General features: G+C 59.7%; 21 protein-coding genes. 17 read left to right on the top strand and 4 right to left on the bottom strand.

The features are described from left to right. Nucleotides 1-55 precede the first annotated feature (55 nt). Entirely contained in the window at nt 56-403 is a 348-nt protein-coding gene (locus GOX88_RS01255) for a TfoX/Sxy family protein (protein WP_170398136.1), read from the top strand. A gap of 54 nt (nt 404-457) precedes the next feature. On the opposite strand, the gene ndk is transcribed toward GOX88_RS01255, so the two are convergent. Both ndk and GOX88_RS01245 read right to left on the bottom strand, forming a co-directional pair. Further along, complete coding sequence (gene ndk, locus GOX88_RS01250) at nt 458-880, bottom strand: nucleoside-diphosphate kinase (protein ID WP_068334875.1); 423 nt, start codon at nt 878-880, stop codon at nt 458-460. 102 nt (nt 881-982) lie between these two features. After that, nucleotides 983-2,185, bottom strand: a complete 1,203-nt coding sequence (locus tag GOX88_RS01245; protein ID WP_170398134.1) for a multidrug effflux MFS transporter — start codon at nt 2,183-2,185, stop codon at nt 983-985. 244 nt (nt 2,186-2,429) lie between these two features. Here GOX88_RS01245 and GOX88_RS01240 point away from each other — a divergent pair, with 244 nt between their 5' ends. From GOX88_RS01240 to GOX88_RS01205, 8 genes are all read left to right on the top strand, one after another. Beyond that, nucleotides 2,430-2,705, top strand: coding sequence for a hypothetical protein (locus GOX88_RS01240; protein WP_170398131.1), 276 nt, complete (start codon nt 2,430-2,432; stop codon nt 2,703-2,705). A gap of 59 nt (nt 2,706-2,764) precedes the next feature. Next, nucleotides 2,765-4,618, top strand: a complete 1,854-nt coding sequence (locus GOX88_RS01235; RefSeq protein WP_170398128.1) for an ABC-F family ATP-binding cassette domain-containing protein — start codon at nt 2,765-2,767, stop codon at nt 4,616-4,618. Further along, nucleotides 4,615-5,238: a MarC family protein gene (locus GOX88_RS01230; protein ID WP_170398125.1), complete on the top strand. Its 624-nt coding sequence runs from the start codon at nt 4,615-4,617 to the stop codon at nt 5,236-5,238. Before GOX88_RS01235 ends, GOX88_RS01230 begins: the two co-directional genes overlap by 4 nt. Nucleotides 5,239-5,278: 40 nt before the next feature. Continuing rightward, nucleotides 5,279-5,857 carry a retropepsin-like aspartic protease family protein gene (locus GOX88_RS01225; protein WP_170398120.1) on the top strand — a complete coding sequence of 193 codons (579 nt, stop codon included), beginning with the start codon at nt 5,279-5,281 and terminating at the stop codon, nt 5,855-5,857. Between the two features lie 59 nt (nt 5,858-5,916). Next, nucleotides 5,917-6,537 (top strand): ImuA family protein, encoded by a 621-nt coding sequence (locus GOX88_RS01220; RefSeq protein WP_170398117.1) that lies wholly within the window; start codon nt 5,917-5,919, stop codon nt 6,535-6,537. A 64-nt stretch (nt 6,538-6,601) separates the two neighbouring features. Continuing rightward, nucleotides 6,602-7,816 (top strand): MFS transporter, encoded by a 1,215-nt coding sequence (locus GOX88_RS01215; protein ID WP_170398114.1) that lies wholly within the window; start codon nt 6,602-6,604, stop codon nt 7,814-7,816. Further along, nucleotides 7,813-8,409, top strand: a complete 597-nt coding sequence (locus GOX88_RS01210; protein WP_170398111.1) for a YceI family protein — start codon at nt 7,813-7,815, stop codon at nt 8,407-8,409. The genes GOX88_RS01215 and GOX88_RS01210 overlap by 4 nt, the downstream gene beginning before the upstream one ends. Before the next feature lie 70 nt (nt 8,410-8,479). Further along, nucleotides 8,480-9,700, top strand: a complete 1,221-nt coding sequence (locus GOX88_RS01205; protein ID WP_170398109.1) for an MFS transporter — start codon at nt 8,480-8,482, stop codon at nt 9,698-9,700. 11 nt (nt 9,701-9,711) lie between these two features. Here the strand turns inward: GOX88_RS01205 and GOX88_RS01200 are convergent, their stop codons facing one another. Continuing rightward, nucleotides 9,712-10,644 (bottom strand): hypothetical protein, encoded by a 933-nt coding sequence (locus GOX88_RS01200; protein ID WP_170428018.1) that lies wholly within the window; start codon nt 10,642-10,644, stop codon nt 9,712-9,714. Nucleotides 10,645-10,819: 175 nt separating this feature from the next. On the opposite strand from GOX88_RS01200, the gene metG reads away from it, so the two are divergent. From metG to GOX88_RS01185, 3 genes are all read left to right on the top strand, one after another. Further along, nucleotides 10,820-12,538, top strand: a complete 1,719-nt coding sequence (metG, locus tag GOX88_RS01195; protein WP_170398103.1) for a methionine--tRNA ligase — start codon at nt 10,820-10,822, stop codon at nt 12,536-12,538. Nucleotides 12,539-12,806: 268 nt separating this feature from the next. Next, nucleotides 12,807-13,967 (top strand): efflux RND transporter periplasmic adaptor subunit, encoded by a 1,161-nt coding sequence (locus GOX88_RS01190; protein WP_170398100.1) that lies wholly within the window; start codon nt 12,807-12,809, stop codon nt 13,965-13,967. A gap of 3 nt (nt 13,968-13,970) precedes the next feature. Beyond that, the gene (locus GOX88_RS01185; protein WP_170398097.1) at nt 13,971-17,108 is read left to right on the top strand and encodes an efflux RND transporter permease subunit; all 3,138 of its coding nucleotides are present in this window, start codon (nt 13,971-13,973) and stop codon (nt 17,106-17,108) included. A gap of 39 nt (nt 17,109-17,147) precedes the next feature. On the opposite strand, the gene glpD is transcribed toward GOX88_RS01185, so the two are convergent. After that, on the bottom strand, nt 17,148-18,734 hold the full coding sequence (glpD, locus tag GOX88_RS01180; protein WP_170398092.1) for a glycerol-3-phosphate dehydrogenase: 1,587 nt from the start codon (nt 18,732-18,734) through the stop codon (nt 17,148-17,150). Between the two features lie 187 nt (nt 18,735-18,921). Here glpD and GOX88_RS01175 point away from each other — a divergent pair, with 187 nt between their 5' ends. The 5 genes from GOX88_RS01175 to GOX88_RS01155 all read left to right on the top strand — a co-directional run bounded on the left by GOX88_RS01175 (nt 18,922) and on the right by GOX88_RS01155 (nt 22,091). Continuing rightward, nucleotides 18,922-19,683, top strand: coding sequence for a DeoR/GlpR family DNA-binding transcription regulator (locus GOX88_RS01175; protein ID WP_170398090.1), 762 nt, complete (start codon nt 18,922-18,924; stop codon nt 19,681-19,683). 114 nt (nt 19,684-19,797) lie between these two features. Beyond that, on the top strand, nt 19,798-19,953 hold the full coding sequence (locus GOX88_RS01170; protein ID WP_170331252.1) for a DUF5993 family protein: 156 nt from the start codon (nt 19,798-19,800) through the stop codon (nt 19,951-19,953). 10 nt (nt 19,954-19,963) lie between these two features. After that, on the top strand, nt 19,964-20,527 hold the full coding sequence (locus tag GOX88_RS01165; RefSeq protein ID WP_170398087.1) for a disulfide bond formation protein B: 564 nt from the start codon (nt 19,964-19,966) through the stop codon (nt 20,525-20,527). A 34-nt stretch (nt 20,528-20,561) separates the two neighbouring features. After that, nucleotides 20,562-20,924 (top strand): DUF3302 domain-containing protein, encoded by a 363-nt coding sequence (locus GOX88_RS01160; RefSeq protein ID WP_170398085.1) that lies wholly within the window; start codon nt 20,562-20,564, stop codon nt 20,922-20,924. Nucleotides 20,925-20,945: 21 nt separating this feature from the next. Then, a complete protein-coding gene (locus GOX88_RS01155) occupies nt 20,946-22,091 on the top strand; it encodes an HlyD family secretion protein (RefSeq protein ID WP_170398082.1) in 1,146 nt (381 codons plus the stop codon). Nucleotides 22,092-22,095 lie beyond the last annotated feature (4 nt).

The raw sequence follows: 22,095 nt of genomic DNA, 5'->3' as shown, positions 1-22,095 counted from the left end.
TGCACAAACCCTGCGTCAGGTCGACATCATTGCACCACAGGGCTAAGAGTTGGGCATGTCCGATCCCGTCTCCTCGATCCGCAACCTTGGCCCCGCCTTCGAACAGGCGTGTGCCCGCGCCGGAATCCACTCGGCGCAGCAACTGCGTGAACTGGGCCCGGATGAGGCCTATGCCCGTTTGGTGCGAGCCGGAACCCGGCCGCATTTCATCGGTTATTATGTTCTGGTGATGGGGTTGCAGGGACGTCCCTGGAACGACTGCAAAGGCGATGAGAAAAAGGCCCTGCGTCAGCGGTTTGACGCGATCAAGGCCAGTGTCAGCACCGCGCCCAAGACAAAGATGATCTCGGATCTGGACGCGGTCGGCGTGCGGGTGTCGGTGGACGACCTCAAGCCGGTATGAAAAAGGCCGCACCCATTGCCGGGAGCGGCCCTAAAAAACCGATCTGATGGCGGATTAGCCGACCAGTTCGATGCCCGAGAAGAAGTAGGCGATTTCAACAGCCGCGGTCTCGGGGGCATCCGAACCGTGAACCGAGTTCTCGCCAACCGATTCAGCGAACTCGGCGCGGATGGTGCCGGGGGCTGCGTCTGCGGGGTTGGTTGCGCCCATGACTTCGCGGTTCTTTGCAATGGCGCCTTCGCCTTCCAGAACCTGAACAACGACCGGAGCCGACGACATGAATTCGCACAGTTCGTCATAGAACGGACGCTCGGCGTGCACTTCGTAGAACTTGCCAGCTTGCTCCTTGGTCATGTGGATGCGCTTTTGCGCAACGATGCGCAGGCCGGCTTCTTCGAACTTGGCGTTGATTTTGCCAGTCAGGTTGCGGCGGGTTGCATCGGGTTTGATGATCGAGAATGTGCGTTCCAGTGCCATATCGGCCTCTCCTTAACATAGGGCGCGGGGTCGCGCCGAAATCCATCGCGCGCCGCGTAGCATGGTCTGTCTCATATGAAAAGCACTATGATGCGTGGCGGCTCAGATCGTTTCCGGCAGTGGGTCTTGCTGGTCAACCCAGCGCACATACAGCACCGCCAACAGCCCGGCAAAACTGCACGCCCACATCATGCCCAGAACCAGGAACGGACCGTTTTCAGGGCTGACCCAAAGCCCGGTGAGCGAGGTCAGAACTGCCCCCAACGCCACGATCATCGCGCCGGACAGGCCCGCCGCACTGCCCGCCAGTTTCGGGCGGACCGACATAAGCCCTGCGGATGCATTGGCATTGGTCAGCCCATTGCCGAATCCGACAAAGATCGCCGACCCGAAGAACACCCAGACCGAGCCCAGATCAGAAAGGAACAAGAGCAAACCACCCAGCGGCCCTGCAGAAGCAATGATACGCCCGATCAGAATCATGGTGGTCAGCCGCGTGCGCGCTGCGATCCGCCCGGTGATGAAGTTGCCGACCATAAAGCCACCCGTGATGATTCCGATGCCTAGGCCCAGCATCGCGGGGCTCAGGTCGAACCACGCGGCAGCAACCAGGGGCGCGCCTGTGATGAAGCTGTAGAACCCTCCGATCGAAAAGGCAGCGCACAGGGCATACCCCCAGAACCGACGTGCGCGGAGCAGGTGCGAGTATTCCCTCAGTTGCGCGGCGAAGGTCGAAGACCGATTGGCGTTGGTTTCTCCCATATCGACCCAGAGCAATAGCAGCAGCCCTGCCCCCAGCGCGGAATACAGAACAAAGCCGGCGCGCCAGCCGAACAGGCTGTCGAGCGCGCCGCCCAGCATTGGCCCCAGCATAGGGGCCAGCGCCATCGCCATTGCCACGTAACCCAGCTTGCTGGCCGCTTCGTTCGGCGGGTACATGTCCCGGATGGCGGCGCTGGACAGAACAGGCCCGGCTACCACGGCGGCCTGCAGCAGGCGGAAACTCAGAAAAACCCAGATCGCCTCGGCCAGCACGCAGCCGACGGACGCGGCGACGAAGACTACCATACAGATCAGCAAAACAGGTCTGCGGCCAAACCGGTCGGATAACGGCCCCATGATCAATTGCAACGCGGCAGACACCGCCAGGTACCCCGCCACGGACAGGTTCACCAACGCGTAATCGACCTGAAAGTCTTCTCCCATCCGCGCCAGCGACGGCAGGAACATGTTCAGCGACAGCACTGACAACGCAGTCGCAAAAACCAGTGTTACCAGAGATGGCGGTGATTGTGCCGCGCGCATGAAGAAATCCGGTTAGAAATGCAAATCACGGCAGAGTTATCACAAGATCCGCACCATGCCCATGCCAACCACTTGGTACAAAGCCCGCAGGTGTGGGCCTCTCGGACAAGGTTAAACGCGCAATGCGCCAAAGGGATAGCGCGTAAGAATGACGCGGTTGAAAGAAACTGGTTTTATTACCTGACTTTTTCTGTCAGTCTTTTCGCTGTGCGGACAGAACGTGTTAACAAAAAAGGCCACTCTAATGACACCGAAACTTGCGGCTATCGCCTGCATCCTTGCCTCAACCGCCGTAGCCGATCAGGCGCCCGTGCCAATGAACTACGAACTATTCGAAACAGCGGTTGCACACACCGATCTGGAAACCTGCCCGTTGAACCTGTCTCAGTCGGGTGTGTTTTGCCGTGCCACCTTGCACCATGACGAAGTTCACGTCTTTGCATTCAGCGAAGAAGGTGACCAGGCTTTGGTCGGTTTTGCCTCGTACCCCTTTGAAGACGTGGCCGCTGAACTAAACTGACAGACCATCGGCGATTCACCCCATTGACAAGCGTCAGGCCGTGCCGCAGTGCTCGGCCTATGCTACGGATCGAAGACATCACCTATGCGGTCGAGGGCCGCCCCCTGTTTGACGGTGCCAGCGCCACCATTCCCGACGGCCACAAGGTTGGCCTCGTGGGGCGGAACGGCACGGGCAAGACCACCCTGTTTCGCCTGATCCGGGGGGAACTGGCCTTGGAATCAGGGAATATCGTGTTGCCGAAACGGGCGCGGATTGGTGGGGTGGCGCAAGAGGTGCCCTCGTCGGACGTGTCGCTGATCAACACGGTGTTGGCCGCCGATACCGAGCGCAGCGCGCTGATGGCCGAGGCCGACAGCGCCGAAGACCCGGCGCGGATTGCCGAGATTCAGACCCGTTTGGCCGATATCGACGCCTGGTCGGCCGAGGCGCGCGCGGCCTCGATCCTCAAGGGTCTTGGCTTCGACGATGACGACCAACTGCGCCCCTGCTCGGATTTCTCAGGCGGATGGCGGATGCGCGTGGCTCTGGCGGCGGTGCTGTTTTCTCAGCCCGACCTCCTGTTGCTCGATGAGCCGACCAACTATCTGGACCTCGAAGGCGCGCTGTGGCTTGAAAGCTATCTGGCCAAGTACCCCCACACGGTGATTATCATCAGCCACGACCGCGGGCTGCTGAACCGGGCGGTCGGCTCGATCCTGCATCTGGAAGACCGCAAGCTGACCTATTACGCGGTGCCCTACGACAAGTTCGCCGAACGCCGCGCCGAGCGTCTAGCACAGGCGGAATCGGAAAACGCCAAGGCCAAGGCCCGCATCGCTCATCTGCAAAGCTTTGTGGATCGGTTCCGTTACAAGGCTTCGAAGGCTGTTCAAGCCCAGTCGCGACTGAAAATGATCGAACGCATTCAACTGGTCTCGACCCCGCAAGAGGCCGCCCTGCGGGCGTTCTCTTTCCCCGAGCCCGAGGAACTGTCGCCGCCGATTATCCAGATCGAGGGCGGCGTGACCGGCTATGGTGAGACCGAAGTGCTGCGCCGCCTGAACCTGCGCATAGACCAAGACGACCGAATTGCGCTGCTGGGCAAGAACGGTCAGGGCAAATCGACCCTGTCAAAACTGCTGTCCGACCGCCTGCCCCTGATGGCGGGCAAGATGACCCGCAGCAACAAGCTGCGCATCGGATACTTCGCGCAGCATCAGGTGGACGAACTGCATGTGGACGAGACGCCCTTGGACCACCTGCGCCGCCTGCGCCCTGATGAAGCGCCGGGCAAGTGGCGCTCACGGCTGGCCGGGTTCGGGTTGAACGCAGACCAAGCGGAAACGCTGGTCGGGCGCTTGTCGGGTGGACAGAAGGCGCGGCTGTCGCTGCTGATTGCTACCATCGACGCACCGCACATGCTGATCCTCGACGAACCGACCAACCACCTGGACATCGAAAGCCGCGAGGCGCTGGTCGAGGCGCTGACCGCCTATTCCGGCGCGGTGGTTCTGGTCAGCCACGACATGCACCTGCTGTCGCTGGTCGCCGACCGACTGTGGCTAGTCTCGGACGGCACAGTCAAACCGTTCGACGGAGACCTCGAGGCCTATCGCACCATGCTGTTGGCCCGCGACAAACCGGTCAAAGAGAAACCGCAGACCGCCAAGCCCAAGCGCCCGTCGCGCGAGGCGATGCTGGCCCTGCGCTCGGATCTGCGCAAATGCGAGGATCGGATCGAGAAACTGACGGATATGCACGACAAGCTCTCGGCCAAGCTGGCGGATCCAGCTTTGTACGAGGACGACAAGATCAACGATCTTGAAACCTGGAACCGCAAATTCGCCGAGGTCGTCGAAGCCATGCAAAAGGCCGAAGCCCTGTGGGTCGCCGCCGCCGAGCGACTTGAAAACGCCGAGAACGCCGCATGATGGATCTGGCCTTTTTCATCACCGCCTTCACCACCCTGTTCGTGGTGATCGACCCGTTCGGCACCACGCCGATCTTCGTGGCGCTGACGCAGGACATGGACGCAAAGACCCGCCGCAGGACAGCGATCCGAAGCTGCCTGACGGCCGTCTGCATTTTGATCGCTTTCGCAGCCTTTGGCGAAGCCGTTCTGGGCTTTGTCGGCATCTCTATGGCCGCCTTCCGTGTTGCCGGTGGTGCTCTGTTGTTCCTGACCGCGCTGGACATGCTATTCGAACGCCGCACCAAACGCCGCGAAGACCGTGTCGAAGAGGAAGAAGAACACCCCGACCCCTCTGTGTTCCCACTGGCTATCCCGCTGATCGCCGGACCGGGTTCGATTGCAACGATCATCCTGCTGGCCGGCCAGCACCCCGGTGTTCTGGGAATTGTCGAAGCCTGCATCGTCATGCTGGCGGTGATGGCCGTGGTTCTGACCTTCTTCCTGTCCGGTGGTCTGATCGCACGCATTCTGGGCAAGACCGGCCTGAACGTGCTGACCCGGCTGCTGGGCATGCTGCTGGCGGCGCTGTCGGTTCAGTTCATATTGGACGGCCTCAAGGCCTTTGGTTTTGCGTCGTAAATCCCCATATAGTTAAAGTGAATCTGGTAAGGGGTACGGTATGGAAGGTGACTATGGACGTTTGGTGTATCTGGTCGTGCTTGGCACGGCAGTTCTGTTCTGGTTCATCTCGCAGAACCGCCAATCCCTGAACAAAACCATGCAGCAGGCCATGGCCTGGGTCTTTATCTTCGTCGGCGTCATTGCCGTTGTCGGCCTGTGGGAAGACATCCGCTCGACCGTTGCCCCCGCCCCGCAGATGACCGTCACCGGCGAAACGATTGAGGTGCCCCGAGCTTATGACGGCCACTATTACCTGCCCGTGCTGGTGAACGGTGAGCCGATCAATTTCCTTGTTGATACCGGCGCCAGCCAGATTGTGTTTAGCGAACAGGACGCCAGACGCATCGGCGTTGATCCCGACCAGCTGAACTACATCGGGCGCGCATCGACCGCGAACGGAGAGGTGCGCACCGCGCCCATCCGGCTGGACAGTCTTGAGCTCGGCCCGATCATTGACCACGGCGTTGCGGCCTGGGTCAACGAGGGTGATTTGCGTCAGTCGCTGCTGGGCATGGACTATCTGCACCGGTTTTCGAATATCCAGTTCACCGATGGCCGTATGATCCTGTCGCGGTAAAGGGTCTTTGGTGGCATTCCCGGATTGAGAACAAAGTGAGAACATGCTAGATTAACGGCATGTCTACAAACCTTCTCGGCCGCAAACCCGCGCGTGAGGCGCCGGGGCTAACCCTGCATCCGCAGATCACCCTGCAACTGGGTCGTGTGCACGAGGCCTGCGGCCCCGCCCGGCGCAGCTTTGCCATGTGGTTGGCAGGTCAGGCGCAGGGACCGGTGCTGTGGATTTCGCCCGCGTGGGAACCCGGCCAGTTGAACCCCGACGGCATGATGCCGTTTGCCGATCCCGCCCGGTTCATCTTCGTCCGACCCACCCGCGCCGAGGATCTGCTGTGGTGCATGGAAGAGGCCCTGCGCAGCGGAGCGATCCCGTTGATCATCGGCGACCTGCCCGGCGCACCGGGGCTGACGCCGGTGCGGCGGATGCATCTGGCCGCCGAACAGGGTGGCGCGATGGGGCGGGCTCCGCTGGGGCTGCTGCTGACCCCCGGCGACGGTGGCGCACAAGGGGTTGAGACCCGCTGGCACATGGCCGCCAACCATCAGGGAGAGGCCCGCCGCTGGGCCGTGACCCGCCGCCGCGCCCGCGCCCTGCCCCCGGTCAGTTGGCAGGCCACCCAGACCAAACCGCGCGCCGGGCTGAACCTGACCCGGATCGAAACGCAAGATGTATTGGTGTGACACCTCACGAGGATCACAAAACTTGTGACTGGCAAAAAACAGACCCCGGCCCTAGCGTTCAGACATGAGCCATCCGATCCATGACAGCCGGTACTCCTGGATACGCCTTCTGATCACGCTTGCCATTGCCACAGTCGCCAACGTGGGCATGTGGGCGGTGATCGTGGTGATGCCCGCCGTCGAGGCACAGTTCGGGGCCGGTCGGGCCGAGGCCTCTTTGCCCTATGTGCTGGCCATGATCGGTTTTGCGCTGGGGAACATGTGGCTGGGGCAGATGGTCGACCGGCTGGGCGTGACCAAGGCGCTGATTGGAGCCGCAATTCTAAGCGCAATCAGTTACCTGCTGGCGACATGGGCACCGAATATCCTGCTGCTGTCGGTGGCGCATCTGCTGTTGGGGCTGGGCACGTCCATCGGGTTCGGGCCGCTGATCGCCGATATCTCGCACTGGTTCATGCGGCGGCGCGGGATCGCCGTCGCGCTGGTGGCCAGCGGGAATTACCTGTCCGGGGCGATCTGGCCCACCCTTCTGTCGGGCATTCTGGCCCGCGACGGCTGGCAGCAAGTCTATCTGACGCTGGCTGTCATAACCTTGGCAGTCGTCATCCCCCTATCCCTTCTTCTACGCCGTCAGGTCCCGGTCGAGGCGCACAGCACTGCCGCCGCCAACGCGCAGATCAACGCCCGCAGCGTTGGAATATCGCCACGCGCCCTGCAATACATTCTGGGTCTGGCCGGGATCGGCTGTTGCGTGGCGATGTCGATGCCGCAGGTTCACATCGTCTCGTACTGCGTCGGTCTGGGATACGGTCCGGCCGTCGGGGCCGAGATGCTGTCGCTGATGCTGTTGGGCGGCGTGGTCAGCCGCGTGATCTCGGGGCTGGTGGCCGACAAGTTGGGCGGCGTGATGACCCTGCTGATCGGCTCGGTTCTGCAATGCATCGCCCTGTTCCTGTTCCTGCCTTATGACGGGATGGTCTCGCTTTACGTCATCAGTCTGCTGTTCGGGCTGGCGCAGGGCGGTATCGTGCCCAGCTATGCGCTGGTGGTCCGCGAGTATATGCCTCCGCAAGAGGCCGGCGCCCGCGTTGGGTTCGTCATGATGATGACGATCATGGGCATGGCTTTGGGTGGCTGGATGTCCGGTTGGATTTACGACGTCACCGGCAATTACCAACTGGCCTTCATCAACGGCATTCTGTGGAACGGCCTGAACATTGCCATCCTGCTGGTGCTGCTGAACCGTTCACGCCCGCGCAGGCAGGAGGCCTTGGCATGACCCACCTGACCCGGCGCTCACTTCTGGCCGGGTTGGCCACTCTGCCTCTGACCCGCCCGGCCGATGCAGGCCAGAGCCGTTACGTGCTGGTGCCCAAGGGCACATCTGTTGACTTTACCTTCGATCTATCAGGCCTTGCCCAATCCGGATCCATGCCGATCCAGTCGGCGGATATACGGATCGACCTGAGCAATCTGACCAACAGCCGCGTCAGTGTCACCCTGAACGCCGCCAAAGCCCGCACCAGATTGCCATTTGCCCGAAACGCGATGCTGGGCGCAGGCGTTCTGGATGTCGCACGGTTTCCGACCATTCATTTCGTATCGACCAGGGTGCAGCTGGGCGAAGGCGGGCGAATCTCGCGCGGGGCAAAAATCACCGGCGACCTGACCCTGCGCGACGTCACGAAACCGATCGCCCTGCAAGCCGACCTCTTCCGCCCCTCGGGCAGCGCGTCGGACAATCTGGACATGCTGTCCATTCGCCTGACCGGCGCGCTGAACCGTCACGATTTCGGCGCGTCCGGCTATGCCGATCTGGTGCAGGACACCGTCGGGCTGGACATCCGGGCCGAGATCAAAAAAGCCGGATAGCCAAAAAACGACGCCTGCGCGTCGATAAGGCGCGCGCATTGACAGCATATTGGGTAATGCTGAGCCCATCATGCGCACGATCATTTCCTTTGCCGCCCTTTTTCTTTCCGTCATTCTGCTGCAGCTTTCCACCGGCGGCGTCGGACCGCTGGACGCCATCTCGGGCCTGACGCTGAATTTCACGACCGAGCAGATCGGTCTGTTGGGATCATCGCATTTCCTAGGCTTTTTCATTGGTTGCTGGTGGGCCCCGCGGCTTATGGGGAACGTCGGCCACTCGCGGGCCTTTGCCGTCTGTACAGCCTTGGGGGCGATGGGGCTGATCGGGCATACGCTGACGGACAACCCTTATTTATGGGCTATGTTGCGGATCGCCTCGGGCACCTGCGTTGCAGGCAGTTACACCGTGATCGAGGCCTGGCTGAATGCCAAAGTCACCAACGAAACCCGTGGGCGGGCCATGGGGACGTATCGGTTCGTCGACATGGGGGCATCGCTGGGGGCGCAGTTGATCATTGCCGTGCTGCCGCCCGCCTCGTACGTGTCCTATAACCTGTTGGCGATCCTGTGTTGTGCTTCGCTATTGCCGCTGACACTGACCCGCGCCAGCCAGCCGATCACACCCGACGCCCCCCGCCTGCGACCCAAACTGGCCTGGCGCAGTTCGCCCCTGGCGGTGGCGGGTGTGATCGTTGCGGCGCTCAGTTCGGCCTCTTTCCGCATGGTCGGCCCCGTTTACGGGCAAGAGGTTGGTCTGGGCGTGGATCAGATCGCGTTCTTCCTTGCCTCGTTTGTATTGGGCGGAGCATTGGCGCAGTACCCGTTGGGATGGCTCGCCGATAAATATGACCGGCGCTGGGTGCTGATCTGGCTGTCCGGTGCTGCTGTGCTCAGCTGTGGTGTTACGATGGCCGCAAGCGGTACCGGTACGCTGGGTGTAATGCTGGCGGCTGGGATCTTTGGCCTGACGACCTTTCCGATCTTCTCGGTTTCTTCTGCGCACGCAAATGACTTTGCTACCACGGAGGAACGGGTGGAACTGTCAGCCGCGCTGATGTTCTGGTACGCGCTGGGGGCAATTGCCTCACCCTACATCTCATCCACGCTGATCCAGCAATTTGGTCCAGGTGCCCTATTCGCCTTTGTGGCCGCCGGACACTTGGTTCTGATCATATTCGGCGTGGCACGGATGCGCTCGCGCCCGACACCGGACGAGCGGACCAATTATGTCTATGCGCCGCGCACCTCGTTCACCATCGGGCGGTTGCTCAAGAGGTCGCGCGAGGAGTAATGCCCAGGGTGTTACTCAGGCGGTGAGGACGGGATCATTTCATCCAGAAGTGCACCTGCCTCATAGCCCAACAGGTCAACTTCCATGCGCCCCGGGTCACCGAAAGCCCAAGCGCCTACAAGGCGTTGCATCTTCTCATAGCCGACGAAATCGGCCATCGCCTTGTTGCCATGTGCATTTTCGGCAAACATAACCTGACCCGCCGCTACTTTCTGCGGCATCACGCGCTCAAGATACAGTTCGACGACGTTGATCCCCGCAACATTGGACCCGCCGTGATGGACGACATACATCTCATCCCAGTCTTCTTTGCTGATTGCCGCGCGCGCATCAGACACGGCCTTGTGCAACGCGGAAAGCTCGGCCCGCGCCGCTTGGCGCATGTTGGCTGCCCAGACCGGGCGCATGTCGTTGATCGCGTCTGAGACGTCCTGCCGGTCGAGGGTGCCGCGCTGGACCGCTGCATTGGTGAAGGTGCGCGCGGCCTCAAGCATCTTTCGTTGCCTAGCAACCTCTTCTTCCGGCAGGTCGAGCTTTTCTATCCACGGCAAAAGCGTGTCGATTTCCCGCCCAATGGCTGCAAAGTCCTTTTTCCACCTTGCATCATCATCGTTTGCTTCGGGCCACGGAGTAACGGCACCGATCATCCCCAAAAGGACGTGGGATGTGGATTTGAAAATAAGGTAGTTTGGCGCGTCTCTGGGAAAAGACACCTGACCATCCTCAGACAGGATCGTCACATCCCGAGCAATCACCATGACCGGCCGCGTCTGCGACGTCAGCGCGTCCTGACCGCGGTGGAAAATCGACAGCATCGCTTTGTCAAAGCTGTCAATCGCATCCAGGGCTTTGCTTTGGTCTGCTTGGCTGCTCGGCGTCAAGAAAAGGGTTAAACAGAGAATTGCGGACACCTGCATCAGGCGATGAACAAAGAATAGCTTCATTTTATCCCCCCTGAAAAATATGTACGCCCATCATACACGGCCAGGGACCATCACGCGAAGGTCATGCTGGACAGGCAATTATCCGTCGTTTCGGGCGTTTACCGGCGAAACCGGGCTTTTGCTGACCGACCACATAAGGTAGACGGGCGCGCAGATAGATACGTGGAAACGCAAAATGGCTCGGATTCTCATCACCTCGGCGATCCCTTACATCAATGGGATCAAGCACCTCGGCAACCTGATCGGCTCGCAATTGCCTGCCGACCTGTATGCGCGCTACCAGCGTGGCCGGGGGAACGAGGTCATGTTCCTGTGCGCCACGGACGAGCACGGCACGCCGGCCGAACTGGCCGCTGCCAAGGCTGACAAGCCGGTGGCCGAGTATTGCGCCGAAATGCATGGCGTGCAGTCAGATATCGCCAACCGCTTCGGCCTCAGCTTCGACTACTTTGGCCGGTCGTCCAGCGAGCAGAACAAGAAACTGACTCAGCATTTCGCGGGCAAGCTGGATGATGCGGGCTTGATCCGTGAGGTCAGCGAAAAACAGGTCTATTCAAACGCCGATGGCCGGTTCCTGCCCGACCGATATATCGAGGGCACCTGCCCCAACTGCGGCTATGAGCGCGCGCGCGGCGACCAGTGCGAGAACTGCACCAAGCAGTTGGACCCGACCGATCTGATCGAGCCGCGCTCGGCCATTTCCGGTTCGACCGATCTGGAGGTGCGCGAGACCAAGCACCTGTATCTGCGCCAGTCGGCAATGAAGGATCAGCTGGACGCTTGGATCGACAGCAAGACCGACTGGCCGATCCTGACAACGTCGATTGCCAAGAAGTGGCTGCATGATGGTGACGGCCTGCAGGATCGCGGCATCACCCGCGATCTGGACTGGGGCGTTCCGGTCAAGAAAGGTGATCAGGACTGGCCGGGGATGGAAGGCAAGGTCTTCTATGTCTGGTTCGACGCGCCGATCGAATACATTGCCTGCGCCAAGGAGTGGGCGGATGCCAACGGCAAATCTGATGCCGATTGGGAACGCTGGTGGCGCACCGACAAAGGCGCGGATGACGTGCGTTATGTCCAGTTCATGGGCAAGGACAACGTACCCTTCCACACCCTGTCTTTCCCAGCCACCATTCTGGGTTCGGGCGAGCCATGGAAGATGGTGGATCACCTGAAATCCTTCAACTACCTGAACTATGACGGCGGTCAGTTCTCGACCAGCCAAGGTCGTGGCGTGTTCATGGATCAGGCGCTGGACATCCTGCCCGCCGACTTCTGGCGCTGGTGGCTGCTGAGCCATGCCCCCGAAAGCAGCGACAGCGAGTTCACGTGGGAGAACTTCCAGCAATCGGTGAACAAGGACCTCGCCGACGTGCTGGGCAACTTTGTCAGCCGGATCACGAAGTTCTGCCGCTCGAAATTCTCCGAGGCTGTGCCCGAAGGCGGCAGCTATGGCGAACGTGAAAACGCGCTGATCGAAGAACTCACCCGCCGCGTCCGAGCCTATGAGGGGCATATGGAGGCGATGGAGGTTCGCAAATCCGCGCAGGAGCTGCGGGCGATCTGGGTAGCAGGCAACGAATATCTTCAGGCCGCCGCCCCCTGGTCGACCTTCAAGGAAGACCCGGAACAGGCCGCAGCACAAGTGCGTCTGGGCCTGAACTTGATCCGTCTCTACGCCGTTCTCAGCGCCCCGTTCATCCCAGAAACCTCGGCCAAAATGCTGAGCGCGATGAACACGCTGGACACCAGCTGGCCCGAGGATGTCGAGGCCGCGCTCAGCGCCCTGCCTGCCGGTCATGAATTCACCGTGCCGGACGTTCTGTTCGCCAAAATCACCGACGAGCAGCGCGAAGACTGGCAAACCCGGTTTGCCGGAACACGCGCCTGATCTAACGCTCAACGTCGAACTCGAAAACGGGGATCCGCGCGGCCCTCGTTTTCGTTGTTCTGGCTGGAATTTGAGAAAGCCGGCTTAAGAAAGTCAGCCTAAGTTAGCCTGTCGGCGCGAAAAATTCTGCCGACCGGAACGATTAATTCGCATTCAAGAAGCTTGAGATATACGCGCAAAACGGCCATCCTGACCAGAAATTCAGTCGACTCGTCGGGGCAGTCAGTCTGCCCGGGCGCATGATCCATAGTTTAACGAGGCGCCTGCCATGTCCTTTGCATTGAAGAACTTCAAATCCCGCTTCCACGGGCCAGCCGTCGCCGCCTTGGTCTGTATGGGCATGGCAAATTCGGCCCTGGCGCAGGATCAAAGCGACGCCCCGCCGCCCAAGGTGTCCATCGCTGCGGCCTATACGCAGGAAATCACTGAAGAAGCTGTTTTCATCGGTCGTGCCGAGGCGGTCGACAAAGTTGACATCGTAGCAAGGGTCAACGGATTTCTTGAGAGCCAGGAGGTGACTGACGGTTCTCTCGTGGAAAAAGACGATTTGTTGTTCACGATCGAACCCGATCTCTATGAAGCCACACTCGAAGCCCGCAAGGCCGATTTAGAGCGTGCTGAGGCCAATCTGGAACTGGCAAAGGTAGAGCTGGCCCGAAAGGAAGAGCTTTACCTACGCGACGCGACCCCCGAGTCCGAGCGGGACATCGCACGTGCGAATGAACTGGTCGCCGAGGCTGAAGTGAAATCAGCAAATGCCGCAATCCAGCAAGCGCAACTTGACCTGAGCTATACCAAAATTCACGCCCCCTTTTCCGGGCGTATCGGCCGCGTCACCACAAGTGTGGGTGACGTGGTTGGGCCGACAAACCCTGCACTCGTAAATTTGGTGAGCGAAGCGCCGATTTATGTGAACTTTTCGCTGAACGAAAAACAATTCACAACCGTTCTGGAGCAATATGGTGAGAGTGCCGCCTCATTGGCGGAAAGCGACAAAAGCCCGAACGTGCACCTAACACTGCCCAACGGAACCGACTTGGATGAAACTGGCAAGATCGTTTTCGTTGACAATCGCATCGACCCTCTGACAGGCGCAATCACTGTTCGGGCGGAATTTGCAAACACCGGTCGTTTGATCGTCGACGGTCAGTTCCTGAGCGTTCAGATCGAAGCGTTGGAACCCACCCTCGAGGTCCTGGTCCCTCAGGCCGCGCTGCAACGTGACCAGCGGGGAGAGTTCGTACTGGTCGTGAATGACAAGCAGATGGTCGAGCAGCGCTATATCACCACCGGAGACACGGTCGAGTCTGCAATCATCGTCAAGGAAGGCCTGCGCGAAGGTGAAAGCGTCATCGTAGAGGGCCTGCAAAGGGTTCGTCCGGGTGTGGCCGTGGATGCGGTCGTGGCCTCTGAGCAGCCGGGAGAGTAACCAATGTTCTCTGCCCTGTTCATTAGCCGGCCCAAGCTGGCGCTTGTTATTTCGCTTGTCCTGACCATCATGGGCGCGATCGGCTACATGGTTCTGCCGGTCGCCCAGTTTCCGGACATCACGCCGCCCGTTGTCAGTGTGACCACCACCTACACCGGTGCAAACGCCGAAACCGTGGAAAACACAGTCGCCGCGCCCATCGAGGCGCAGGTGAACGGTGTGGACGACATGATCTATATGACGTCCACCTCGTCGGATAACGGCTCTTACTCGCTGAACATCACGTTCGAGGTTGGTACCGATCCCGATATCGCCTCGGTGAACGTGCAGAACCGGGTGGCGCAAGCGATGTCTTCGCTGCCGGCCGAGGTAACGTCCTCGGGTGTGGTCACGCAGAAGGCATCGACCAACATGCTGTTGCTGGTCACGCTGACCTCGCCCAACGGCACCTATGACAGTGTGTTTCTGTCGAACTATGCTTCGATAAACCTGAAAGATGCTCTGGCACGGGTTCAAGGCGTTGGTAAGGCCGACGTTCTGACCAATCTGGAATATGCCATGCGCATCTGGATGGACCCGGATCAGATGGCCGCCCTGTCCATCACGCCCGGGGATGTGATCAACGCCATCCGCGAGCAGAACGTCGAAGTTTCAGCCGGTTCGATCGGTGCGCCGCCGGTGCCCGAGGGGCAAACATTTCAATACACAATCAAAACCAAAGGCCGCCTGACTTCGGCAGAAGAGTTCGGTGAGATTGTCATTCGAACAGGTGATGCCGGATCAATCGTGCGGGTCAAGGATATCGCACGGGTAGAACTGGGCGCGGAGTACTATGCGGCTTCCGGTTACTTTGACAGTGTTCCGGCAACCGTCATCGGCATCTATCAGGCCCCCGGCGCCAACGCGCTGGCAGTATCTGATCGGGTCGAGGCCGAACTGGAGCGATTGTCGCGCAGTTTCCCCACGGATGTGGAATTCGCCGTGCCGTTTAACACAACCGACTTTGTGGATCAGTCGCTGAACGACGTGGTCACAACGCTGATCATGACCTTCACGCTGGTGATCACGGTTGTTTTCATCTTCCTTGGCAGTTGGCGCGCAACGATCATTCCGGCGGTTGCGATCCCGGTCTCACTGATCGGGACATTCGCATTCCTGCTGCTGTTCGGCATGTCGCTGAACACGATCTCTCTGTTTGCGCTGGTTCTGGCCATCGGGATCGTGGTGGATGATGCCATTGTCGTGGTTGAAAACGTCGAACGGATCATTGCCGACGAGGGGCTGCCCCCTGCCGAGGCCACCCGCAAGGCCATGGGTCAGATCACCGGCCCCGTCATCGCGACCACGCTGGTTCTGCTGGCCGTGTTCGTACCGGTGACCTTCATGCCGGGCATCTCGGGGCGGCTCTATTCGCAGTTCGCTGTGACGATCTCGACCGCTGTTGTGATCTCGTCGATCAACGCACTGACCCTGTCACCGGCCTTGTGCGGACTGGTGCTGCGTCCCCGCTCGGGTCCGCCAAAGGGGCTGTTGGCCGTGTTTGAAAGGTTCATCGGCACCGTCCGCAGTGGTTATGTGGCCATCGTGCGCAAGCTGCTGATCCTGCCGGTAATCGGTCTTGGCGTCATCGTGGCACTGGCGATGGGCACCGGAACCATCATGTCCAACACGTCCAGCGGGTTCCTGCCGCTTGAGGATAACGGCTATCTGTTCGTCGATATTCAGCTGCCCGACGCGGCGACGCTGGAACGTACCGAAATTGTCTCGGCCCGGGTAGACGACCAGATTCAGGAAATCCCCGGCGTGGCAAGCACCGTTCTGATCAACGGCTTCTCGATCCTGAACGGCACCACAACCAACGGCGCTGCGATCTTTGTGAACCTCGACAACTGGGATGAGCGTCAGGAAGACGACCTGAGCGCGGACGCAATCCTGCAAAAGGTCCTGGCCATCGCCTATGGCGAGTCCGCGGCCTCGATCGTGGCTTTCAACCCGCCGCCCATTCAAGGCCTGGGGATGTCTGCCGGTGTCGAGATGGAGGTCCAGCAAACCGGCGGCGGATCGCCTCAGGATCTGGCCTCGGCCGTGGGGTCGTTCGTCTACGCAGCAAACCAACGGCCCGAGATCGGTCAGGCCTACACGACCTTCCGCGCAAACGTGCCGCAATTGTTCGTCGATCTGGACCGCGAGAAAGCCAAGACGCTGCAAGTGTCCGTGGCCGAAGTGTTCCAGACCATGCAGGCGCAGTTGGGGTCTTACTACGTAAACGACTTTAACCTGTTCGGCCGGGTCTATCGCGTGATGATCCAGGCGGACGGCAGCTATCGCGACAAGGTCGAGGATATCTCAAACCTTTACGTGCGTTCGACAAAGGGTGAGATGGTCCCTCTGGGTACGCTCGTTGATGTTGAGAACGTGCTGGGGCCGGTGCTGCTGAAACGCCACAACCTGTTCCGCTCGGCAACCGTGACGGCGGTTCCTGCCCCGGGGCTTTCCACCGGCGATGCGATCAACGTCATGACCGAGGAATCGGCGACCGCCCTACCCCCGGGCTATGCGTTCGAATGGACCGGGACGGCGCAGCAGCAGCTGGCCTCAGGCAGCCTCGTAATCGTCATTCTGGGTCTGGCGATCCTGTTCGGCTATCTGTTCCTTGTCGGTCAGTATGAAAGCTGGACAATGCCAGTTTCGATCCTGCTGTCGGTAATCGTCGCTCTGTTCGGGGCGGTGGCCGCGGTGGCCATCGTGGGCAGTGACATCAACCTCTATACGCAGATCGGGATGATCATGCTTGTGGGGCTTGCGTCGAAGAACGGCATTCTGATCGTTGAATTTGCGATGGAGCAGCGGGCCAATGGCCTGTCGATCAAGGACGCCGCCGCCGAGGCTGCTTACCAGCGTTTCCGCGCGGTGATGATGACCGCGCTGTCCTTCCTACTGGGTGTTGTGCCGCTGCTGGCGGCCAGTGGTGCAGGCGCGGCCAGTCAGAAGGCCATCGGCGTCGCCGTGTTCGGTGGTATGTTGGCAGCCACACTGGTCGGCGTCATTCTGGTACCGGTTCTGTATGCCCTGATGCAAAGCCTCAGGGAGTGGATCAAGGGAACCAAAAACGATCCGGGACCTTCCGAGGAAGCGGCGTAAATCAAAGAAAAGCCCCGCCAGATCGGCGGGGCTTTTATCTTAGGCAGCGGCTTGCGCGCAGCGCTGCAACATCCAGTCTTCGATCCGGGCAATCTGATCGTCAGTCAACCGCAGGCCCAGTTTGTTCCTGCGCCAGACCACATCCTCGGCCTTGCGCGCGTATTCCCTGTCCATCAGCCATTCGAGTTCCCGCGCGGTCAGCGTAGCGCCAAAATCCTCGCCCAAATCCTCCAAGGAATGCGCATCCCCCAGAATGGCGCGGGATTCGGTGCCGTAAGCTCGCACAAGCCGTTCAGCCCAGGCGCGATCCAGAAAGCTGTAATCCGCCTCGAGCCCAGCCACCAGGTCCTGCACCCCATCGACAGGGAAATCCCCGCCTGGCAAGGCAACACCCGCAGTCCAGGAACCGGGCAGGTCTGCGAAGTGCTCAGCCACTTTCTCCAGCGCGCTTTCGGCCAGCCGACGGTAGGTCGTAATCTTGCCGCCAAACACATTCAGCACGGGCGCCCCGCCCTGCGCGTCGACCTTCAACGTATAATCCCGCGTTGCTGCCGTCGCGCTGCTGGCCCCGTCATCGTACAAAGGACGCACGCCGGAATAGGTCCAGACGATGTCGTCGCGGGTCACCGGTTTCTTGAAATACTTCGTCGCAAAAGTGCACAAGTAGTCTTGCTCAGCCTCGGTACAGATCGGAGGCTCGGACGGATCCGGATGGTCCTGGTCAGTGGTGCCGATCAGAGTGAAGTCGCGCTCATACGGAATGGCAAAGATGATGCGGCCATCCTCACCCTGAAAGAAATAGCATTTGTCGTGGTCGAACAGCCTGCGGGTCACGATATGGCTGCCGCGCACCAGCCGGACACCTTCGCGCGAGTTCACGCGGATTTTTGACTGGATGATATCGCCGACCCACGGGCCGCCAGCGTTGATCAGCATTCTGGCCCGGACCACACGTGTCTCGTCGCTGTCACGATCCCGGAGCGTCACCTCCCACAGGTCGTCCACGCGTTCCGCCGAAAGAACCTCGGTGCGCACCAAGATCTTTGCCCCGCGCGCCTCGGCATCGCGGGCGTTGAGGACTACCAGCCGTGAATCCTCGATCCAGCAATCCGAATACTCATAGGCCGTCTCGAATTTATCCTGCAGCGGCCGCCCTTCGGGGGCGGTTTTCAGGTCCAGCGCGTCCGTGCCCGGCAGGATTTTACGCCCACCCAGATGGTCATACATGAACAGCCCCAGACGGATCAGCCACGCCGGCCGGCGACCCTTCATCCAGGGCATCACCGTGCTCAGCAAGCGCGAGGTCGGGGTTTCCGAGTCAAAGCGCATATCCTCGTGATACGGCAGCACAAACCGCATCGGCCAACTGATATGCGGCATCGCGCGCAGCAGGGTTTCGCGTTCGACCAGCGCCTCGCGCACAAGGCGGAACTCGAAATACTCCAGATACCGCAACCCGCCGTGAAACAGCTTGGTCGAGGCCGAAGACGTCGCCGAGGCGAGATCGTTCATCTCGGCCAGTGTCACCGACAGCCCGCGCCCCGCCGCATCGCGGGCAATGCCGCATCCGTTGATACCGCCGCCGATAATGAAGAGGTCAGAGACCTGTTCCTGTGTCTGTTTCATATCCGGGTGATTCCCCATTGGTGGAAAACGCGCTCATTAACCTTGGAGACCCGCGTTTCGTCAATGTTTGTTTTCGTTTATGTTCGTTTTGTCACAGAGATAGCAAATTATTACTCCTCCATATGTCATTCTGTTGAATATTCCGGAAAACGGAACAAAAACGAACTCACCCAGTTTGGAGCTAACCGTGTCCCTATCCTTTCGCCAGTCCGACATTCTGAACATCGCCAGACAGGACGGCCGCGTTATGGTCGAAGATTTGGCCGCGCGGTTCGAAGTTACGGTTCAGACCATTCGCCGGGACCTGTCCGAACTGGCCGACATGGGCAAACTCGACCGCGTGCATGGTGGCGCGGTGTTGCGATCGGGCGTGTCCAATATCGGCTATGAAGACCGCCGCGCCCTGAACGCCGACACAAAGGCGCGCATCGCGCAGCTTTGCGCGCAGGATATCCCGGACGGAGCGTCCGTGTTTCTGAACATCGGCACTTCGACCGAGGCCGTTGCCCGGCAGTTGCTGGGCCACAAGGACCTGATGGTGGTCACCAACAACATGAATGTGGCAAACATCCTGGTCGAAAACCCAGATTGTCAGATCGTCGTCGCCGGAGGCGTGCTGCGTCGCTCGGATGGCGGGCTGATCGGCAACCTGACAATCTCGACCATTGAACAGTTCAAGTTTGACTATGCGATCATCGGCTGTTCCGCGCTGGACATAAACGGGGACCTGCTGGACTTCGACTTTCAAGAGGTGCGGGTCAGCCAGACCATCATAGCGCAGGCGCGCAAGACCTGCCTTGTGGCCGATCAGTCAAAGTTCCAGCGGACCGCTCCGGCGCGGATTGCCTCGCTGTCCGAAGTGGACGTGTTCTACACCGATCACGCCTTGCCCAATGATCTGGCCCGCAAATGTAATGAATGGAACACGCAGGTAAAGCTTTGCGGTTGACGTTAAGTAATTCGCACTAAAGGTGAATCCCGGACACTGGTTCTTGCCAGATCGGCCGTCGCCTGACACACTCATGCATATTGCAATCGTCGCACGGGAGGGGAGATCCGGGCCATGATAGCGCTTTTGTTTGCGTTACTTACAGCCACGATGGGGCTGAATTATTTTAATCGTACTACAGCCGCCAATGTGCTGTTCTTTTTCACGCTGGCGTTGAGTGTGTATTGGCTGAAATTCCACGCCACCAGCCAACTGACGATCCAGTTGTAGGAGAGCCCGGATGACACCTGAACTCTCACGCACCCTGAACGCACTAGGCATGTTGGCGGTCAGCCTGGTGCTATTGCTGGCCTATTTTTATCAGTTGAAACTCTACGAGCTTCCGTGTCCCTTGTGCCTGTTGCAACGGGTTGGCTTTGTCGCCGTGGGCGTGGGTTTGGGGCTGAACCTGCTTCATGGGGCCCGCCCCCGACACTACGGCATCATGCTGCTTGGCGCGTTGTTTGGCGGCAGCGTCGCCGTTCGGCAGATCCTGCTGCATATCGTGCCGGGCACCGGGCATTACGGCTCGCCCGTGCTGGGACTGCATTATTACACCTGGGCTGCGATCTGCTTTTTCCTGATTCTGCTGGGCACTGCAATCATGCTGATGTTTGACCGTCAGTATGACAGCGAACCTCAGCCCCGCTTCGGCGGTAGTGTGCTGGCGAAGGCCGCATTTTTCATTATGTTCGGTTTGGCTGCGCTGAATGCGGTCTCGACCCTGGTGGAATGCGGACCGGGTATCTGCGCCGATCCTCCCACCAGCTATAAATTGATTGACGAAATGGGTGGCGACGGCTGAGGATGAGGGAACCTTCCCAAAAGGAGGCACGAGCATGGGATTACTGGGACAGCCGCTTGGCTTTTACGACTATCTGACATTCGTGGCATTGATATTGCTGCTGGCAGCGGTGATGGCATTGTTTCTGTTCATCATGGGACTGCCCGGGCGGATCGCGATCAAACGCAATCACCCACACGCCGAAGCTGTCAAGATCATGGGATGGATGGGGTTTCTGGCCGTTGTCCCTTGGGTTCATGCCTTCATGTGGGCGTTCCACGATGGCGTCACGGTCGACATTCGCCGCACGCCTGATGACGAGAAAGACGCCATTCGCAAGGAAATCAAACGGTTGGGCGGTTCGGTGAACGAAGAATACCGCGACCCGCTGGACCCGGACGAGACGCAGAAGAGCTAAGGCCAAAGGAATTCACTGACTATGTTCGTCGCCCTCGGCATTACGCTGTTCTACATCATCTTTGTCTGGTTCATTTTTTTCAAAGTCCAATGGCTGAAGTTCAACATCACCTGGGGGATCGTCACCTTTTGGATTGGCGCACACCTGTTGCTGGTGTTTCTGGTGGCGCTGCGGTTCTTTCAACCCTACTCGATCGACAGCCACGTTGTCCGCTCGACCATCCAGATCGTGCCGCGGCTGACCGAACCGACCATCCTGACCGAGGTGCTGGTCGAGCCGAATACCGAGGTCAAGAAGGGCGATCCCCTCTACCGCTTTGACGACACTGTGTTCGCGCTAGAAGTCGAGGAGGCTACCGCGCAACTGGTCGCAGCCGAGCAGAACGCCAAGATTTTGGAACAAGATGTCATTGTCGCGGTTGAAAACGTAGAACGCGCAAACGCGCAATTGGCCTATGCGATGACGCAACAGGCGCGCTATGAAAATCTCGTGCCTGCGGGCGGCGCACGTCAGGATGAGCTGGATCGTTGGAATGAACAGGTCACCGAGGATCAGGCACAGATCAAAGAGGCCGAAGCCAACCTGGAAAAGGCCCAACTGGCGCTTGATTCACAGATTGACGGAGTGAACACGGGCATCCTTCAGGCGCAGGCTCAGTTGGAAAAAGCCCAGTACTTCCTTGATAACACAACGATTTATGCACCCGAAGATGGTATGATCGTGTCGCAACAGGCCCGTCCAGGTCTGGTTGTGGGGGATATCCGTTTGGGCGCGATCGCCAGCTTTGTCACCAAGGACAACCCCTATATTCTTGCCACCTATCGCCAGCAGAACCTGAAATTCGTCGAAGTCGGACAGCCGGTTGAGGTTGCACTTGATCTATATCCCGGCGAGATTCTGACCGGCAAGGTCGAAGCGATCTGGTGGGCCACCCGTCAGGGTCAGTACCTGCCCTCGGGCCGTCTGCCCGGCTTTGAACTGCCGAAACTGCCGGGCCGCATTGCTGTACAAATCTCGGTCGATATTCCGGATGGTCACACCTTCCCTGCTGGTGGCCACGCGGCGGTGGCAATCTACACTGGGCAAGGCAAAAGCTTTGAGTTCCTGCGCCGCATCAATATCCGCCTTTACTCCTTCGCCAACTTCATCCGACCATTGGATATCTGAGGAC

It is taken from the genome of Ruegeria arenilitoris, assembly GCF_013030985.1.
GTDB classification, from domain to species: domain Bacteria; phylum Pseudomonadota; class Alphaproteobacteria; order Rhodobacterales; family Rhodobacteraceae; genus Ruegeria; species Ruegeria arenilitoris_B.
The sequence above is the reverse complement of the archived record's forward strand: the minus strand, read 5'-3'. Positions and strand labels throughout refer to the sequence as shown.

Bases quoted from the DNA above. Each gene is read 5' to 3' on its own strand.
- GOX88_RS01255 (WP_170398136.1), top strand. From the start codon at position 56: ATGTCCGATCCCGTCTCCTCGATCCGCAACCTTGGCCCCGCCTTCGAA.
- GOX88_RS01225 (WP_170398120.1), top strand. From the start codon at position 5,279: ATGGAAGGTGACTATGGACGTTTGGTGTATCTGGTCGTGCTTGGCACG.
- GOX88_RS01205 (WP_170398109.1), top strand. From the start codon at position 8,480: ATGCGCACGATCATTTCCTTTGCCGCCCTTTTTCTTTCCGTCATTCTG.
- GOX88_RS01165 (WP_170398087.1), top strand. From the start codon at position 19,964: ATGACACCTGAACTCTCACGCACCCTGAACGCACTAGGCATGTTGGCG.
- GOX88_RS01160 (WP_170398085.1), top strand. From the start codon at position 20,562: ATGGGATTACTGGGACAGCCGCTTGGCTTTTACGACTATCTGACATTC.
- GOX88_RS01185 (WP_170398097.1), top strand. From the start codon at position 13,971: ATGTTCTCTGCCCTGTTCATTAGCCGGCCCAAGCTGGCGCTTGTTATT.
- GOX88_RS01190 (WP_170398100.1), top strand. From the start codon at position 12,807: ATGTCCTTTGCATTGAAGAACTTCAAATCCCGCTTCCACGGGCCAGCC.
- GOX88_RS01230 (WP_170398125.1), top strand. From the start codon at position 4,615: ATGATGGATCTGGCCTTTTTCATCACCGCCTTCACCACCCTGTTCGTG.
- ndk (WP_068334875.1), bottom strand. From the start codon at position 880: ATGGCACTGGAACGCACATTCTCGATCATCAAACCCGATGCAACCCGC.
- glpD (WP_170398092.1), bottom strand. From the start codon at position 18,734: ATGAAACAGACACAGGAACAGGTCTCTGACCTCTTCATTATCGGCGGC.
- GOX88_RS01245 (WP_170398134.1), bottom strand. From the start codon at position 2,185: ATGCGCGCGGCACAATCACCGCCATCTCTGGTAACACTGGTTTTTGCG.
- GOX88_RS01200 (WP_170428018.1), bottom strand. From the start codon at position 10,644: ATGAAGCTATTCTTTGTTCATCGCCTGATGCAGGTGTCCGCAATTCTC.
- GOX88_RS01215 (WP_170398114.1), top strand. From the start codon at position 6,602: ATGAGCCATCCGATCCATGACAGCCGGTACTCCTGGATACGCCTTCTG.
- GOX88_RS01155 (WP_170398082.1), top strand. From the start codon at position 20,946: ATGTTCGTCGCCCTCGGCATTACGCTGTTCTACATCATCTTTGTCTGG.
- GOX88_RS01220 (WP_170398117.1), top strand. From the start codon at position 5,917: ATGTCTACAAACCTTCTCGGCCGCAAACCCGCGCGTGAGGCGCCGGGG.
- GOX88_RS01210 (WP_170398111.1), top strand. From the start codon at position 7,813: ATGACCCACCTGACCCGGCGCTCACTTCTGGCCGGGTTGGCCACTCTG.
- metG (WP_170398103.1), top strand. From the start codon at position 10,820: ATGGCTCGGATTCTCATCACCTCGGCGATCCCTTACATCAATGGGATC.
- GOX88_RS01170 (WP_170331252.1), top strand. From the start codon at position 19,798: ATGATAGCGCTTTTGTTTGCGTTACTTACAGCCACGATGGGGCTGAAT.
- GOX88_RS01235 (WP_170398128.1), top strand. From the start codon at position 2,765: ATGCTACGGATCGAAGACATCACCTATGCGGTCGAGGGCCGCCCCCTG.
- GOX88_RS01240 (WP_170398131.1), top strand. From the start codon at position 2,430: ATGACACCGAAACTTGCGGCTATCGCCTGCATCCTTGCCTCAACCGCC.